General features: G+C 61.2%; 18 protein-coding genes. 9 read left to right on the plus strand and 9 right to left on the minus strand.

Going from position 1 to position 15,297, the window contains the following annotated elements:
• Positions 1 to 193: 193 nt before the first annotated feature.
• The 4 genes from QLG02_RS19410 to mepA are packed head-to-tail and all read right to left on the minus strand — an operon-like array spanning position 194 to position 2,972.
• Entirely contained in the window at positions 194 to 811 is a 618-nt protein-coding gene (locus QLG02_RS19410; protein ID WP_011705669.1) for a TPM domain-containing protein, read from the minus strand.
• A 20-nt stretch (positions 812 to 831) separates the two neighbouring features.
• On the minus strand, positions 832 to 1,563 hold the full coding sequence (locus tag QLG02_RS19415; protein ID WP_282465930.1) for a TPM domain-containing protein: 732 nt from the start codon (positions 1,561 to 1,563) through the stop codon (positions 832 to 834).
• Complete coding sequence (locus QLG02_RS19420) at positions 1,560 to 2,165, minus strand: LemA family protein (RefSeq protein WP_282465931.1); 606 nt, start codon at positions 2,163 to 2,165, stop codon at positions 1,560 to 1,562. The genes QLG02_RS19415 and QLG02_RS19420 overlap by 4 nt, the downstream gene beginning before the upstream one ends.
• A 42-nt stretch (positions 2,166 to 2,207) precedes the next feature.
• Positions 2,208 to 2,972: a penicillin-insensitive murein endopeptidase gene (gene mepA / locus QLG02_RS19425; RefSeq protein ID WP_282465932.1), complete on the minus strand. Its 765-nt coding sequence runs from the start codon at positions 2,970 to 2,972 to the stop codon at positions 2,208 to 2,210.
• A 175-nt stretch (positions 2,973 to 3,147) separates the two neighbouring features.
• Here mepA and QLG02_RS19430 point away from each other — a divergent pair, with 175 nt between their 5' ends.
• Positions 3,148 to 3,690, plus strand: coding sequence for a hypothetical protein (locus QLG02_RS19430; RefSeq protein ID WP_282465933.1), 543 nt, complete (start codon positions 3,148 to 3,150; stop codon positions 3,688 to 3,690).
• Positions 3,691 to 3,909: 219 nt separating this feature from the next.
• Complete coding sequence (locus QLG02_RS19435) at positions 3,910 to 4,188, plus strand: RNA-binding protein (RefSeq protein ID WP_026080382.1); 279 nt, start codon at positions 3,910 to 3,912, stop codon at positions 4,186 to 4,188.
• Positions 4,189 to 4,259: 71 nt separating this feature from the next.
• Here the strand turns inward: QLG02_RS19435 and QLG02_RS19440 are convergent, their stop codons facing one another.
• Positions 4,260 to 5,159, minus strand: a complete 900-nt coding sequence (locus QLG02_RS19440) for an aldo/keto reductase family oxidoreductase (protein WP_282465934.1) — start codon at positions 5,157 to 5,159, stop codon at positions 4,260 to 4,262.
• Positions 5,160 to 5,274: 115 nt separating this feature from the next.
• Between QLG02_RS19440 and QLG02_RS19445 the strand changes: the two genes are divergently transcribed.
• From QLG02_RS19445 to ltaE, 3 genes are all read left to right on the plus strand, one after another.
• Positions 5,275 to 5,682, plus strand: coding sequence for a helix-turn-helix transcriptional regulator (locus QLG02_RS19445; RefSeq protein WP_011705676.1), 408 nt, complete (start codon positions 5,275 to 5,277; stop codon positions 5,680 to 5,682).
• Between the two features lie 81 nt (positions 5,683 to 5,763).
• The gene (locus tag QLG02_RS19450; protein WP_282465935.1) at positions 5,764 to 6,465 is read left to right on the plus strand and encodes a short-chain dehydrogenase; all 702 of its coding nucleotides are present in this window, start codon (positions 5,764 to 5,766) and stop codon (positions 6,463 to 6,465) included.
• 90 nt (positions 6,466 to 6,555) lie between these two features.
• Complete coding sequence (ltaE, locus tag QLG02_RS19455) at positions 6,556 to 7,575, plus strand: low-specificity L-threonine aldolase (RefSeq protein WP_282465936.1); 1,020 nt, start codon at positions 6,556 to 6,558, stop codon at positions 7,573 to 7,575.
• A gap of 60 nt (positions 7,576 to 7,635) precedes the next feature.
• Here the strand turns inward: ltaE and QLG02_RS19460 are convergent, their stop codons facing one another.
• From QLG02_RS19460 to QLG02_RS19475, 4 genes are all read right to left on the minus strand, one after another.
• Positions 7,636 to 8,067 (minus strand): PAS domain-containing protein, encoded by a 432-nt coding sequence (locus QLG02_RS19460; protein ID WP_005346525.1) that lies wholly within the window; start codon positions 8,065 to 8,067, stop codon positions 7,636 to 7,638.
• An 8-nt stretch (positions 8,068 to 8,075) separates the two neighbouring features.
• The gene (locus QLG02_RS19465; protein ID WP_282465937.1) at positions 8,076 to 9,110 is read right to left on the minus strand and encodes a response regulator; all 1,035 of its coding nucleotides are present in this window, start codon (positions 9,108 to 9,110) and stop codon (positions 8,076 to 8,078) included.
• 54 nt (positions 9,111 to 9,164) lie between these two features.
• Positions 9,165 to 10,103, minus strand: a complete 939-nt coding sequence (locus tag QLG02_RS19470) for a LysR family transcriptional regulator (RefSeq protein WP_011705681.1) — start codon at positions 10,101 to 10,103, stop codon at positions 9,165 to 9,167.
• Between the two features lie 73 nt (positions 10,104 to 10,176).
• Entirely contained in the window at positions 10,177 to 10,878 is a 702-nt protein-coding gene (locus QLG02_RS19475; RefSeq protein ID WP_282465938.1) for a DUF2982 domain-containing protein, read from the minus strand.
• A 166-nt stretch (positions 10,879 to 11,044) separates the two neighbouring features.
• Here QLG02_RS19475 and QLG02_RS19480 point away from each other — a divergent pair, with 166 nt between their 5' ends.
• From QLG02_RS19480 to QLG02_RS19495, 4 genes are all read left to right on the plus strand, one after another.
• Positions 11,045 to 12,982, plus strand: coding sequence for an EAL domain-containing protein (locus QLG02_RS19480; protein WP_016350432.1), 1,938 nt, complete (start codon positions 11,045 to 11,047; stop codon positions 12,980 to 12,982).
• A gap of 88 nt (positions 12,983 to 13,070) precedes the next feature.
• Positions 13,071 to 13,796, plus strand: a complete 726-nt coding sequence (gene nfsA / locus QLG02_RS19485; protein ID WP_282465939.1) for an oxygen-insensitive NADPH nitroreductase — start codon at positions 13,071 to 13,073, stop codon at positions 13,794 to 13,796.
• A gap of 188 nt (positions 13,797 to 13,984) precedes the next feature.
• Positions 13,985 to 14,749, plus strand: a complete 765-nt coding sequence (locus QLG02_RS19490; protein ID WP_011705685.1) for a DNA repair ATPase — start codon at positions 13,985 to 13,987, stop codon at positions 14,747 to 14,749.
• A complete protein-coding gene (locus QLG02_RS19495; RefSeq protein ID WP_282465940.1) occupies positions 14,743 to 15,297 on the plus strand; it encodes a VOC family protein in 555 nt (184 codons plus the stop codon). Before QLG02_RS19490 ends, QLG02_RS19495 begins: the two co-directional genes overlap by 7 nt.

Consider the following 15,297-nt stretch of genomic DNA (forward strand, 5'->3'; position numbering starts at 1 on the left):
TATACACACTTTCCAGGCGTGCTCCTTCAGCCACTCGGACACCTCACCAAATTTTCGCTCACAGCGCCGTTGCGCTGGAACGGGGCGTAATTTAGGGGAAAGGGCTGCCTGGGTCAACCACTTTTCCCCTTATTTTTCATAATCTTTATCGAACGCCTATCCCTTGAACAGAATGCCGGTTTTTTAAACCCGCTCAGGGCTTGGGGAGGATAATCAGGCTGTCCGGCAGCTCGTTCTGGTCGCGGGTGGCGGGGAAGGCGTCGGTCAGAATGGCGCTGGTCCGCTCAATGCACTCGAGGAAACCCTGCTCCACCTCCTTGTTGCGCACCCGGCGGGTGAAGTCATCGATGATCTCCTGCCACTGGCCGTTGTCGATGTGCTGGGCGATGCCGTCATCCACCAGGATCTCCACGTAGTGCTCGGCCACCGAGACGAAGATCAGCACCCCCAGCCGATCCTGAGTACGATGCAACCCCTGTTCGACGAACTGCAGGCGTGCCATCAGGGCGGCCCTGTGCTGGCGAACCTGTTTGGGGATCAGGTACATCTTGATGGGGGTCCAGTGGAACAGGATGCTCAGCACCAGCCAGACCGACCACTGCACCAGCAGGATCTCGTACCAGCCGAGCCAGAAACCGAGCTCGAATACCAGCAGCGGGGTGAGCATGGCCAGCAGCGCCGCCCACAGGGTGGGGATGTAGCGATAGCCGTCGCTGGCGGGGGCCAGAACGGTCACCAGCTCGGCATCGGTTGCCTGCTCCGCCTGCTTGACCCTGGCCTGCAGCGTGTGAAAGAACTGTTTCGAAATCATGTGTCGTCTCTTAATCCCTGTTACCAACCACCGGAGGCACCGCCGCCGCCGAAACTGCCGCCCCCTCCGCTGAAACCGCCGCCACCACCAAAACCGCCACCGGAGCGACCGGCACCGAAGCCACCGGCGAGGTAAGCGGCGCGGCGCCGGCCACCCCTGCCGCCACCACCACCGCCACGCAGGTTGTGCAGCACGATCATCACTATCACCATCAGGATGAACAGCCAGGGCCCGCCCAGCTTATCCTTGCCGGCGTTGTCCACCGGTTTGTACTCGCCCGCCAAGGCCTGCATGATCGCCTGGCTGCCGGCGATCACCCCGGCCACCATGTCGCCGCGTTTGAACGCGGGCAGGATCCGGGTCTGGATGATGTTGGCGGCGATGGCATCGGGCAGGGCACCTTCCAGCCCGTAACCCACTTCGATGCGCACCTTGCGTTCATCCTGTGCGATCAGCAGCAGCACCCCGTTGTCCTTGCCCTTCTGGCCGATGCCCCAGTGACGGCCGAGCTGATAGCCGTACTCCTCGATGGTGTCGCCCGCCAGCGTGTCGATGGAGACCACCACCAGCTGGATGCCGCTGCGCTTCTCGAATGCCGCCAGCTGCTGGGTGAGCTGGTGGGCCTGCTTGCGGGACATCAGGTTGGCCTCGTCCACCACTCGCCCGCTCAAGGCGGGGAAGGTGGGGGCGGCGGATACCACCGCCGTCCACACCAGCAGGCAGGACAACAGGGCACGGATCACGCGCTTCATTGGAAGCTGACCTTGGGCGCCTCATCGGCACCGGGCTTGGCGCTGAACGTCGGTTTGGCCTCCAGATCCGAGTAGAGCAGCTTGGACCAGATGACGCCGGGGAAGGTGCGGATCTCGGTATTGAACTGACGTACCGCTTCTATGTAGTCGCGCCGGGCCACCGAGATACGGTTTTCGGTGCCTTCCAGCTGGGCCTGCAGGGTGAGGAACTGCTGATCCGCTTTGAGCTCCGGGTAGCGCTCGACCACCACCATCAGCCGGGAGAGGGCGCCGGAGAGCTGGTTCTGGGCCGCTTCAAACTCTTTGAGCTGGGCGGGATCGCTGACCTGCAGGCTGCCCACCCGGGCTCTGGCATCGGTCACCGCCTTGAGGGTGTCCTGCTCATGGCTGGCGTAGCCCTTGACGGTGGCCACCAGATTGGGGACCAGATCGGCACGGCGCTGATACTGGTTTTCGACCTGGCCCCAGCTCGCCTTGACCTGCTCATCCAGGGTCGGAATATTGTTCATGCCGCAACCGGTCAGGCCCAGCAGCAGGGTCATAACCAACAGGGACTGGATTGCCCTCTGCCAGAGTGAAGTGGCCATCTTGTTGTTCTCCATTGACATTTTTTGCAGATAACGGCTCACCATACCAGCTTGTGGTCAACCGCCACAACGGGCGGGCAGCCTGGGTTTGTGGTAAGTCATCGAAACCTTGGGCAGTTGCGGCTTGTCTTTGAGCCAGGAGGCCAGCTCGGCGCCGCAGCCGTTGCCGGGCGGGATCGGCGCCTGAGGCTGGCAATCCGGGCTGCCGGCCGGGCAGCGCAGACGCACATGAAAGTGGCTGAAGTGGCCGACCCAGGGGCGCAACTTGGCGACCCAGGGTTCATCAGGCGCCCGTTTGCATACCTCGGCCTTGAGCACCGGGTTGATGAAAATGCGGGCGACCTCGGGCTTGCTGGCTGCCAGGCGCAGCAGGTTTAGCTGCTGGGGGCCGAAGCGCCCGGGCAGCACCCGGTAGCTGGGCTCATCGATCAGCGCCCACTCCTTGGGGGCATCCTGCTCCCATGTTGAGATGGGCTGGTTGGCCATGCGAAACCAGATGTCGGCGTCGAGGCCGGTCTGGTGGCTGCGGTGACCGGAGGTGAAGGGACCGCCGTGGGCCATAGCGAGATCGGCGATATAGAGGTCCGGCATACCGGCCATGCGGGTCTGGTTGGCCAGGGTGGTCAAGTAGGCGATGAGCTCGGGGTGGCCGTAGTAGCGCAGTCGCTTGGTGCGGATCACCTGATAGCCGGGGCCGGTCAGCGGCAGCGCTACCCCGTTCTTGAGGCAGCCGGCGGAGTAGCCGCCAATCGCTTCGGCCTGGTGGGGATGAGGTTCGGCAAGAAAAGTACTGGCCATGAAGAGCAGGGTGGTGGCAAGCATGAGACTCCCGACAAGCATGCGAATGGGCTCAGATGAAGAGAATGATACCAAGAGTCCGGTGAGGCCGTCACCCGATGAGCGAGCCCTGTTGCATCCCGGTGTCGGGCTCGCGCACAATGCGCGCCAAAATTGGCGCATCCAGGGCGTGTAAACGCACAGGCAAGAGGAGAAGAGAATGAAGGTCAGTGAGCTGGTGAACAAAGAGAGACTGGTCTGGCTGATGCCCCCTGCTCGCCGTTTCTATCCGGTGATGGTTGTGCTGTTGCTGGCGAGCCTGGTCACCGTGCTGGCCGCCGTCAGTCTGGGTTATCCGCAAATGGGTTTGCTGTCCTGGGTGGGGCTGGTGTTTGGCGGCATAGTGCTGCTGATGATGATACTGCCTCGCAGCTGGCAGCGCTGGCGGCTGGCGGAGCTGGCCTGGGACGATACGCATCTTTACCTGCTCAATGGCAGCAGTGATCGGGCACAGGCCCTGCCAAGATCGGTACTGGTCGGGGTCGAGCGGGATCGCAAGGTGGGCCACGATGGTCAGTGGCTGGCCTTCAGCCTGGATCTGGCGCTGAACGATGAGCAGCTGGCGGCCGCCACTGCGCTGATGGGGTTGAGTCGGGAAGGCACCCATGTCGTGGCGCCCGGCATCTATCGCTTTGGCTTTAAGCGCGCCTGGCATGGTCGACGCACGCTGCAGGGGCTGCTGGATGCCCTGCTCCCCATATGAGCTGACTATTTTCTCGACAATCTTCCCCAAAGCTCAGATACTGCCAGTGACTCGAATTGATCTTGCCCGTTCTGTTCACCCAAGAGATCAATGACTTGAGTGAACCGTACGGGGGAGTGCCCAGGCATGATGCCCTGGCAGGTCCGGCATGGGGGTTGTGCCCTTACCTTTGTGTTGGTGATTGGATAGAGAAGGCACCTTGAATCGAGAGTGGATGGCATGAAGATTTACGTAGGTAATCTGTCGTACCGGATGACGGCCGACGAACTGACAACCGTGTTCAGCCAATTTGGGCAGGTAGACAAGGTCGATATCATCATCGATCGCGATACCGGTCAGTCCAAGGGGTTTGGCTTCATTGAAATGCCTGTCAATGGCGAGGCTGAAAAGGCCATCGCCGGTTTGCATGGCACCGAAATCGGTGGCCGTACCATCACAGTCAACCAGGCCAAGCCGAAGACAGATGCACCACGTGGTCGCCCCCAGCGTCATCGCTGAGCTGCCTCGATAACGCAAAACGGCATGGGTTTCCCCCATGCCGTTTTTGTTTCTGGCGTTTACGGGATGAATCAGGGCACGTCGTAACCGAGCGCCGCCTTGCGAATGCGGAACCACTGCTGGCGATTGAGGACGATGGCTTCAGCGGCCACGGCGGTGGCAATCCGCTCCCGCTTGCCGGAGCCTATCAGCGGCAGCGGCTGGCTTGGCAGCATCATGACCCAGGCGTAGACCACCTGTTCGATCTGCTCGGCGCCCACTTCCTGGCGGATCTGCTCGAGCTCGGCGCGCAGCGGGGCATATTCGGGGGCCTGGAACAGGCGCCCGCCACCGAGGCAGGACCAGGCCATCGGCTTGATGCGCAGTTGCTGGCATTGGTCCAGGGTACCGTCCAGGGTGGTGCTCTGGTTGAGCGGCGAGATCTCCAGCTGGTTGGTCACCAGCGGGAAGGGCAGACGCGACTGCAGCAGCTCGAACTGGCGAGGGGTGAAGTTGGAGACCCCGGCATGCTTGATCTTGCCCGCCTGCTTGAGGGTGATGAAGGCATCGGCCACTTCGTCGGCATCCATCAGGGGATCCGGGCGGTGGATCAGCAGCAGATCCAGATGGTCGGTGGCCAGCTTTTTCAAGGAGGCCTCGGCACTGGCGATGATGTGCGCCTTGCCGGTGTTGTAGTGATTCAGCGCGTGTTCCGGCTTGGCGGTGAGGGCGATGCCGCACTTGCTGACGATCTCCATCCGGCTGCGCAGAGAGGGTTCAAGGCGCAGGGCGTTGCCGAAGGCCTCTTCGCACTGGTAGCCACCATAGATGTCGGCGTGATCGATGGTGGTGACCCCCAGATCCAGGTGGTACTTCATCAGATCCAGCAGGGCGTGCGGGGAGAGTTGCCACTCCATCAGACGCCAGTAACCCATGATGAGGCGAGAGAAGGTCGGGCCCTGTGGATGCAGAGAGAGGCGGGATACGGACATGGTGGCTCCTTGGCGGATAAGGGAAAAAATGCTGCCAGCATCTTGGTCTCTTCTGGCTGGCAAGGCAATAATGCGGCTTTTGTTAATTCGAACTTTGGTTCTGAAGGGGAAGGAAATGGACGGTTTTGCCGAGCGCTTGCAGAGCCTGATCGGGACGGGCAGCATCAGTGCCTTTGCCCGCAAGGTGGGGTTGAGTGAGGCCCTGATCCGTAAATATCTGAAAGGAGCCGAACCCGGCCTTGGCAAGGCCAACCAGATTGCCATGGCCGCCAACTGCTCGCTGGAGTGGCTCGCCACCGGCTGCGGCTACCTTTATCGGCAGGCGGAGGTAGTGGACCGAGAAGCGCTGAGCGCCGCCGGCACCTTGTTGCAGGAACAGTTGCCGCAGCAGCGCCTGCCCGCAGAAGACGAGCTGGTTACCCTGCTCGCTTACTACCAGTTCTTGCGCAGTCACAAGCAGGCTGATGGATTTCTGGATCTGGCGCGGGCGCGCGAATTTGGCAAACACCTGCATGAGGCGTGAGCCTGGATGGGGATGGCCGGGCAACAGCCGTGGATTATTCTGATACCCTCTAAAGCAGATGAGGGCAGCGGGGAGAGGGTGATGGGCTATCTGATCTTGGGCAGCGGCGGATTGGGCGCGGCGCTGGCACATGAGCTATCCGCCCGTGGCGAGGAGCTGGTGCTGGCCGGCAGGCATCTGCCCAAGGGCGTGGATCCCGCCTGCTATTTCCCGTTGCAGGAGGTGGATGCGCTCTCCTTCGATGCCCTGTTCACCCTCTATGACACGGCGCCGCTGCCGAGCGTGGTGATCAACACCATCGGCCTGCTGCACGACATCAACTTCATGCCGGAGCGGCGGGTGGAGGAGGTCAATCCCAGATGGCTGTGCGACAGCCTGCTGGCCAACGCCTGGCCGCAGCTGGCTCTGGCCGCCTGCCTGAGCCGCCGAATGACGGTGGATACCCGCCTCTGGCTTTGCTCTCTTTCCGATCTGGCCGGCAGTCTTGGCGCCAACGAGACGGGCAGTCGTTACAGCTACCGGATGAGCAAGGCGGCACTCAACATGGGGGCAAGAACGCTGGCCCACGAGTGGCGGGAGCGCTTCCCCGCCGCCGGGGTTGTCACCGTGCACCCAGGGCTGATGGCCACCCCCATGAATCAACCCTTTCTAGATGAACTGGCGGCCGAGACCTTGCAGGATCCTGCGCTGGTGGCGCCGCGTCTGCTTGATCTCATCAACCAATTGTCGTCGGCCCAGTCCGGCTGTTTCCTCGACCTGCAGGGCCAGCCGCTGCCCTGGTAAGCCGTCACCTGCTTCACATTCCGGAAACGGCCCGCTTGCCAAGCCAGCTCCTGCTGGCTAACGTCATCCTCCTGCTTCAGGAGGGATGTCATGCGCTATATCGATTTACGAAGTGATACGGTCACCCAGCCCACGGATGCCATGCGCCAGAGCATGCTGCATGCCGAGGTGGGGGATGATGTCTACGGGGAAGATCCCGGTGTCAATGCACTGGAGGCCCGTGGGGCCGAGCTGCTTGGCAAGGAGGCCGCGCTGTTTGTCTCCTCGGGCACCATGTCCAATCTACTGGCGGTGATGAGTCACTGTCAGCGGGGGGAGGGCGCCATCGTCGGTCAGGCGGCCCACATCTATCGCTATGAGGCGCAGGGGAGCGCCGTGCTGGGCTCGGTCGCGCTGCAGGCGGTGCCCATGCAGGCCGACGGTTCGCTGGCAGTGGCCGATGTCGCCGCGGCGATCGCCCCTGATGATGCCCATTTTGTGCAGACCCGACTGGTCTGCCTTGAAAACACCCATAACGGCAAGGTGCTGCCCCTTCACTACCTGCAGGCGATGCGCAAGTTCGTCGACGAACGCGGGTTGCAACTGCATCTGGATGGAGCCCGTTTGTTCAACGCCGCCGTGGCGAGCGGCCATGGGGTACACGAGCTGGCCGCCCCCTTTGACAGCATCTCCATCTGCCTTTCCAAAGGGTTAGGTGCACCGGTAGGGTCGCTGCTGGTGGGTTCTCGCCCCTTCATCGCCCGCGCCAGACGGCTGCGCAAGATGCTGGGTGGTGGCATGCGCCAGGCGGGGATCCTGGCTCAGGCCGGTCTGTTTGCCCTCGATCAGCATGTGGCCCGGTTGGCGGACGATCACCGCCGTGCCAGACGGCTGGCCGAAGGGTTGGCCGCATTGCCCGGCATCGAGCTGGATCTCGCGCTGGTGCAGACCAACATGGTATTTCTGCGGCTGGTGAAAGGGGAGGCCGAGGCGCTGCTCGCGTTCATGAAGGAGCGGGGGATCCTCTTCTCCGGTTACGGCGAGATGCGGCTGGTGACTCACCTGCAGATCACCGATGACGACATCGACGAGGTGATCGATGCCTTCACCGAGTACCTTGCCGTACGTTAAGGTTCACTCAATAAAACAGGGCGCCAAGGCACCCTGTTTTATTGTTGAGCAGAAAGCGGGTCACGCCTGGCGCTGGCCGCTCATCAGCATGGCCTCGTCGGTGGCGTCGTAGATCATGACCGCGATGTGGGTCACCTGACCGCCAAAATCGGCCAGCGGCACCAGCGTCAGGTTCTGGAACATGTGGGGGGCTGAGCCGGTGATCGGGCGGTAGTTGGAAAAACGCAGCAGATAGGGTTTCTGCTCCCAGGTGCTGAAGGCGCGGTTGTTGAGCTTGAACACCATGTTGGCCTTGCGCTCGAACCAGGCCCGATCCACATCGGGGAAGAGTTCGAACAGCACGCCATCGCGCACCTCGCCGGCCAATCGGCCGCTGTGGCTCTCCATGAAGCCGTTCCACACCTGCACCTTGTACTCCTTGTCGAGCACCACCAGCCCCACGTCCAGGTTCTGGACTATGTTCATCAGCCAATGAAATTCACGGATTTCCATGGTCACTCCTAGAGCATGTGCATGATTTTGTTGTTCATGGTGGCGATGGAATCTTCGGTAAACAGCAGCAGCAGATCGCACTGCACCGCGTAATCCTGGACCCGGTAGTTGATCTCGATGGCCAGGGTGCGGCGCCAGCGGCTCTTGTTGGTGTTGATGAGCTCGTTGATGGGCCTGTGCTGGCCGAGTACCACAGGATGGCCCTGACTGAAGGGGGTGTCGAGCTGGCTGGCGTAGCCGCGCAAAAAGGCGCCGATCAGCACGTTGGCCGTGTCCATCAAGAGTTCCAGTTCGGCGTTGCGATCGAGCACGCCCTGATGGTTCATCAGCCGGGCCAGATCCTTGAAACTGGAATCGTGGAACAGGATCAGCGCCTCGCCGGCGATACCGGCGCCGATGAAGCCCTGGCAGACGGCGGAGAGAGTATCCGAGTCGGCGGCGGCCGAGAGGGCCATGTGCAGCTCGGACACTTCCAGCACGTTGACGTTGGGAATGGGCAGCACCACGAAGGCGTTGAGCAGGCGGGCCAGCAGGTCGGCGGCCTGGCCCATGGAGACGTTGGCGAGCTCCTGATAGACGTCGCGCACCTCGGGACTGATCTTGATGCCAGTATCCAGACTGCCGGCATCACTGACACTCTGGCCGGCGGGCCGGGTGTCATGTGCAGTGGCGGCACCTTTGGCCTGCCACAGCTCATGCTGCTTCAGCAGGGCGCTGAGGGTTTCCGGTGCGGCGGGTTTCTTTATGAAATCCAGCGCGCCCAGCCCCATCACTCGCTGATAGGCTTCCGGCTGGATATCGCCGGAGACCACGAAGACCTTGTTGCGCAGTCCCTCCCGCTGGAGGGTCTCCAGCACGCCGTAGCCATCCATTTCCGGCATGGTCAGGTCGAGAAAGATCAGATCCCCATGACCCATCAGCACCTGCTCTATCCCTTCCAGCCCGTTGGCGGCGTAATGCAGCGTCACATCCCAGTCGGCGGGAAGGGCGCGGGCCAGCTGTTTACGGGCGAATCCTGAGTCATCACATATCAATACATTCATAGTGTTAGGCTGGCCTGGTCAACGAGGATTGCTATAAGTGTGGCCCGCCAACGGTCAGATGCAATGGGACAGGCTGGTCGCCGGTGAAAATTGATTGTCCCATTGGCGATTCCGGTAGCGCGCTGAATATTTTTCAACAAATTCAGCGAACATCTTAACACGCAGCGGGGCAAACTGAGGCTGGCAGCGCAACATATAGAAGGGCCGGTTGCCGGTTTTCCAGTCGGGCAGTACCGGGACCAACTGCTCATCCTGCAGAAAGGGATGCACGTAGTGGAGTGGGGCATTGACGATCCCCAGGTGGCGCCTGGCCGCCCGGACGGCAGCCTGGGTCTGGTTGACGGTCAGTTTGGCGGTACGCTTGATCTGTACCGTCTGCTCGTCCCGATCGGTCAACTGCCAGTGCTGGTGCGGCCAGCAGTAGATCAGCGCGTGCTCTTCCAGCTGGGCGGGATGCGCCGGTGTGCCCATCTTCTCCAGATAGAGCGGGGAGGCAAACAGGCCGTATTCGATGTGGCCAAGGCAGAGTGCGTTGGGCAAGGATTGCGGCAGCTCGCCGTTGAAGAACACCAGATCCCGGTCGTTGTCGAACAGATGCTGGTGGTCATTGGTCTGGGTAATGTCGAACTGCACTTCTGGGTAGTGCAGGCCAAAGTCCGCCAGCATGTCGACCAGGATGGTGTTGGAGAGGGCGATGGGGGCCGCCAGACGGATCACCCCGTTGATGTCGGCCTCTTTGCCCTGGATCTCGCCGGTGGCCTGCTCGATCGCGGCCAACGGGGTGCACAGGCGCTCGTAGTAGCGCAGCCCTTCGTCGGTGAGGCGGAGTTTGCGGGTGGATCTGTGTAGCAAGGAGCAGCCGAGCTGCTCTTCCAGCTGAGAAATACGTCGACTGATGGTGCCGGTTGGCATGCCCAGTGCGGCAGCCGCGTGGGAGAAGCCTCCCTCTTGCACCACCTTGACGAATAGATAGAACTCTTCGATGTACTTCATAAGCGGTGTTCTGGGTGTAACAAGCCAGTGACCTTAAGAAGAGGTGCCCGCCTTGGCAAGCTCAATCCGGCGTTTAATTGATCTGGATTAGATTCGACTCCCGCTGGTACTGATGCAACAGCCGGACAAATTCGACCGGATCCCGGTCAAGGCTGTTGTCCGGCACCAGCAGATCGTAGCCGAGCAGCTCGCGCAGCCGGGTCATGCGGTTGGCCAGCATGGCGATCACCCCCTCATAGCGCTGGCCGGAGGGAGAGCGAAAATGGCTCTCCTCCAGCAATCCCTCGCCCTGAAAGGCATAGGCACAACCTCCGCTGCAGCAGGCCGGTTGTTCGCTGCGCAGTGCCTGCAGCAAGACGCTGCGTTGCTCGGTCAGCAGGCGTACTGCCAATCTGGGTGTGATCAATGTCAAAAAATCGTCGTAATCTTTTATTTTCAAACCGATATAGGGCAGGGGGACCAGATCCCAGCCCAGATGAATGTGCGGCTGGTCGATTCGCTGAATATTTCTCCATTTCAGGATCCAACCGCCGTATTTATGGTGATATTGCAGACAATCGTGACAGAGGGAGAGACTGAAGTGGGGTTCAATCAGCTTCAATGAGCCGATAAATATCATCATCAGACCCGCCAGCAGGCCGGAGACGAGGGGGATTAGTGGTTGTTCACCGAATAAAAAAAGTATAAAAATCATAGCAATGGTTACTATGATGCCCAACAATACCAACGTGAGTCCGTTTTTTCTGACCATGGGTTTCACATGTAGCGTTTTCATATGAAGCCAGCCCTTTGCGCATGCTTGTTTCACATTATGGGCTGGATCCGATTTTGTACCAGCACCGGGTGCCCGGGAGGGCCCTCCGTCGCTGGGTTTCCCTGTGATCACACATCATGAATCACCATATTAGATGAATACGCTAGACGAACGGTTATTGAACGGGATGGATGTGCTGCATACCCCAATCTGGGTTTATGATATCCGGCATCACCACATCTATTGGGCCAATCGCGCCGCCTTGAGCGTGTGGGAAGCAAGCTCGCTGGGCGAGCTGCAATCGCGCGATTTCTCGGCCGACATGGCACAGGCCATCGATCTGCTGTTGCAGCGCTACCTCGGGGATTTCCAGCAGGGACGCAGCTACAGCGAGTGGTGGACCCTCTCCCCCAAGGGCGTGAAAAAGCAGATCTACCTGCGCCTCTCCGGCATCCAGCTGGCGGGTCGGCTGATGATGATGACCGAGGCGGTGATCGACGCCGATACCCTCTATCAGGAGTCCTCGCTCGCCACCGGCGATACCCTGGCCTGTCTGTTTGACAATCAGGGCCAGCTGGAGAGCGGCAACCACCATTTCGACATGTGTTTCGGCAACCAGATCCGCTACCTCTCCCAGCTCTTCTCCGGCAATGACGAGGCTTTCTACCAGAAGCTCTCCCGCCTCGATGAAGTGGTGGCCGAGGGGGAGTGCCGCACCCTCAAGGGGATGCGCTGGTTTCAGTACCAGTTTCGCCACATTCAGCAGGGGGCGCAGATCCTGCTCACCATGCGCGACATCACCGACCGCAAACTGGAAGAGCTGGAGCACCGCCACTTGGCCTGGCACGATTCGCTGACCGGCCTGCTCAACCGTTATGGCTTGATGAAATCGCTGGAGGCCTATTGCGGGCTGGGCGGGCGTTTTGCGCTGGTGTTCATGGACTTGGACAACTTCAAGCTGGTCAACGACAACTACGGCCACAAGGCCGGTGACCGACTGCTGGAGCGGGTTGCCGGCCGGCTCAAGCAGATCTGTCCGCGCGATGTGGAGCTGGCGAGGCTCGGTGGCGACGAATTCACTGCCCTGGTGCCGCTCAGCCACTCGAGCGATCGGGCGCAGGAGGTGGCTGACCTCATGCTCTCCCAGATGACCAAGCCGCTGCAGCTGAGCGGCGTGCCCGAGGTGACCATCGGCGGCAGCATCGGCATCGCCATCTATCCGGACGATGCGGACGATGGCGACAACCTCATCACCCGCGCCGACATGGCCATGTACCAGGCCAAGCAGATGGGCCGGCTGCGCTGGCAGCGCTTCACCCCCAGCATGCAGCAGACTCTGCATCGCAAGCTGACCCTGAAGCAGTTTCTGGCCAAGGCCATCGGGCGAGGGGAGCTGAGCCTCTGCTACCAGCCTCAGGTGGATGTGGCACAGGGCAAGCTGCTCGGGTACGAGGCGCTGCTGCGCTGGCACAATCCCGTGCTGGGCCACGTCTCGCCGGTGGAGTTCATCCCGCTGGCGGAAGAGATGGGGCTGATCCGCGAGATAGGCAGCTGGGTGTTGTCGACGGCGCTGGCCCAGATGGCTCACTGGCAACGGGAGTGGCGGGTGAACGTGCCGGTGTCGGTCAATCTTTCCGGCTTCCAGCTCTCTTCCGCCTTGCCTGAACTGGTGGCCCAGCAGCTCAAGGAGTTCGGGGTGGCGGCCAGCCTGCTGACGCTGGAGCTGACCGAGACGGTATTGATGCTGGACATGAAGGGGTGCATCGAGATCCTCGACGCCCTGAGCGCACAGGGGATCAAGATTGCCATCGATGATTTCGGTACCGGCTACTCGTCGCTGGCCTATCTCAACCGGCTGCCCATCGACACCATCAAGCTGGATCGCTCCTTCGTGGTGGGCCTCAACCTGCCGGTGATCCGCGCCACTGTCGCCATGGCCACCAGCCTGGGTCTTGGCATCATGGCCGAAGGAGTGGAGGACGAGCACGAGCTCGCCGCCCTGCGCACCCAGGGCTGCCACGTGTTTCAGGGGTTCCTTTTCAGCAAGCCGATGACGGTGGCGCAGGTGGAAGAGAGCCGTTTCATGGTCAGCTGCAAGGCCGGCCGCTATCCGCTGGCAGGCTAACGGATTACTCTGTGGCGCCGCTAATGCGAGGGGCCTTGGGCCCCTCGCTGTTTTTGGGTAGAGTGTGGGCTTCGTCTCTGGAGGCAACATGAACCCGACTCTCGACCTTATTCTCGCCCATCGCTCCATTCGTCAATTCACCGCCGAGCCCATCACCGACATTCAGCTCGACCAGATCCTTAGCGCGGCCCAGGCCGCTTCCAGCTCCAGCTTTTTGCAGGCCAACAGCATCATCCGGGTGACCGACAAGGCACTGCGCAGCCGCCTGGCCGAGCTGGCGGGACACCAGGCCTACGTGGCCCAGGCCGCCGAGTTTTTGCTGTTTTGCGCCGACTACCATCGCCACTGCGAAGTGGTGCCGGATGCCCAGACCGGCTTTGTGGAGCAACTGCTGATCGGTGCCATCGACGGCGCCCTGATGGCCCAGAATGCCTTGTTGGCAGCCCAATCCATGGGACTTGGTGGCGTCTATATCGGCGGGATCCGCAACAATCCGGCCGCCGTGAGCGAGGCGGTGGGGCTGCCGCATCAGGTGATCCCGCTGTTCGGCCTCTGCCTTGGCCACCCCGCCCAGGCGCCCGAACAGAAACCCCGTCTGCCCCGCGCTCTGATGGTGCATGAAAACCACTATCAGACCGAACTGGATCGCGATCTCCTTGCCGGCTACGACCAGCAGATCGAGGCTTACTACCAGTCCCGCAGCAGCAACAACAAGCAGCAGAGCTGGAGCGGCCAGATCCGAGGCATCCTAGGCAAGGAGGCGCGCCCCTTCATGCAGGATTTCCTGCGATCCAGGGGGTTCAACCTCAAGTAATGGGCCCGATGGGCGATACTAAGGGGTAATGGCGGTGTCGCCAGCGCCGCGTGATCCTGGCTTTCCCCTGTGCTCCTGCCCGTCTGGGCACAACAAATCGGGGGCAAGCTCCGCGCTGCGGACTACCTTAACTAGGTAAGCTGTTGTAGGATCACGCAATTGGATTGGGACAGGAGTTTGGACTTCCTATGATTTTAACCCTGGTATTGCTGTCTATTGGCGCACTCCTGTTTCTGGTCATCGCCTATAACGTGGTGCAGCAATATAAGCAGAAGGCAGAGGCCGACAAGCGTCACGCCATCGCTCGCCACAAGTCAGTGGTGGATGAAACCGAAGAGATGCTGCTCAACGTCAACCTGGTGCCCTTCTCCAAGAACATAGTGTTGCTGTTGCAGCACCGGATCCTCGATGCCTATCGCGCCATCGCTCTGGTGATGCCGAGCGGCCAGCTCAAGCAGCGCATTGCCGACGTGCAGACCCAGATCAAGAACGTGCAGGAGAACTACAGCAGTCAGGATGAGGGGCACTTCAAGACCCCGGAATCGGATCGCCAGGCCATCCAGATGCTGCAGCTGGTCAAGAAGATGCGGGCCGTGCTGCGGGTTGAACACAACAAGGGCAAGATAGATCCGCAGGGCTTTGCCCAGGAGGATCGCCGCCTCGAGCTGATGCAGCTCAAGATCAACATCGCCAACCTGGTGAAGCGGGCCATGGATGCCCAGATCCAGGGGCAGTTCGGCACCTGCCGTCAGCTCTACACCAAGGGACTTTCGGCCCTGGCCAGCGTCACCGACAAGGATCCCTACCTGATGGCCCGTGAAGAGGACATGCGGCAGGGCCTGGCCGGACTCGATGCCCACCTGCAGGAGCACAGCGAGAAAGAGCTGCAGAGCATCAAGGACAAAGAGGCGGACGAGCTGGACGTCCTGTTCCAACCCAAGAAAAAATGGTGATTATGTCGCACTCACTCGATACCACACTGGGGCCGATGGCCCCATTTGTTTGCCAGCTGTTGACCGAGCTGGAGGCCCTCGCCATCCATCCTGCCACCATCGAGGTCGACCACCTCTGCTACCGGGCCGCCACCCTGTCGGAGTATCAGGCCCTGAAGGCTCTATTGGCAAGCCATGGTGACCTGCTGGTGGAGGGGATGATCGGCGGACGGCCCATCGCCACCTACCGCCTGCATCAACCGGTACCCCACGCCCACGGCATCGTGCCCTGCATCGAGCTGGCAGCGCCCAAACCGGGTCGCAGCCACCAGGCGGGACTGGAACATATCGAACTGGTGGTGCCTTCGCTGGACGCCTTGCTGGCGGCCCATCCGGAGGTGTCCTTCAAAACCGGCAACCTGCGTGATGAGCGCAATCCTGACGTGGCGGTGATGCTGGCCTCAGGGCAGATCAAATTTCATCTGCGCACTTTGGCCGAGGTGATTGAAGAAGAGCTGGTGAGCGGCGCCGTGGTGCCGGTGCCTGTCGGCTACTACGACCAGCCTTGA

The sequence above is a fragment of the Aeromonas sp. V90_14 genome, from assembly GCF_029967615.1.
Taxonomy (GTDB): domain Bacteria; phylum Pseudomonadota; class Gammaproteobacteria; order Enterobacterales; family Aeromonadaceae; genus Aeromonas; species Aeromonas hydrophila.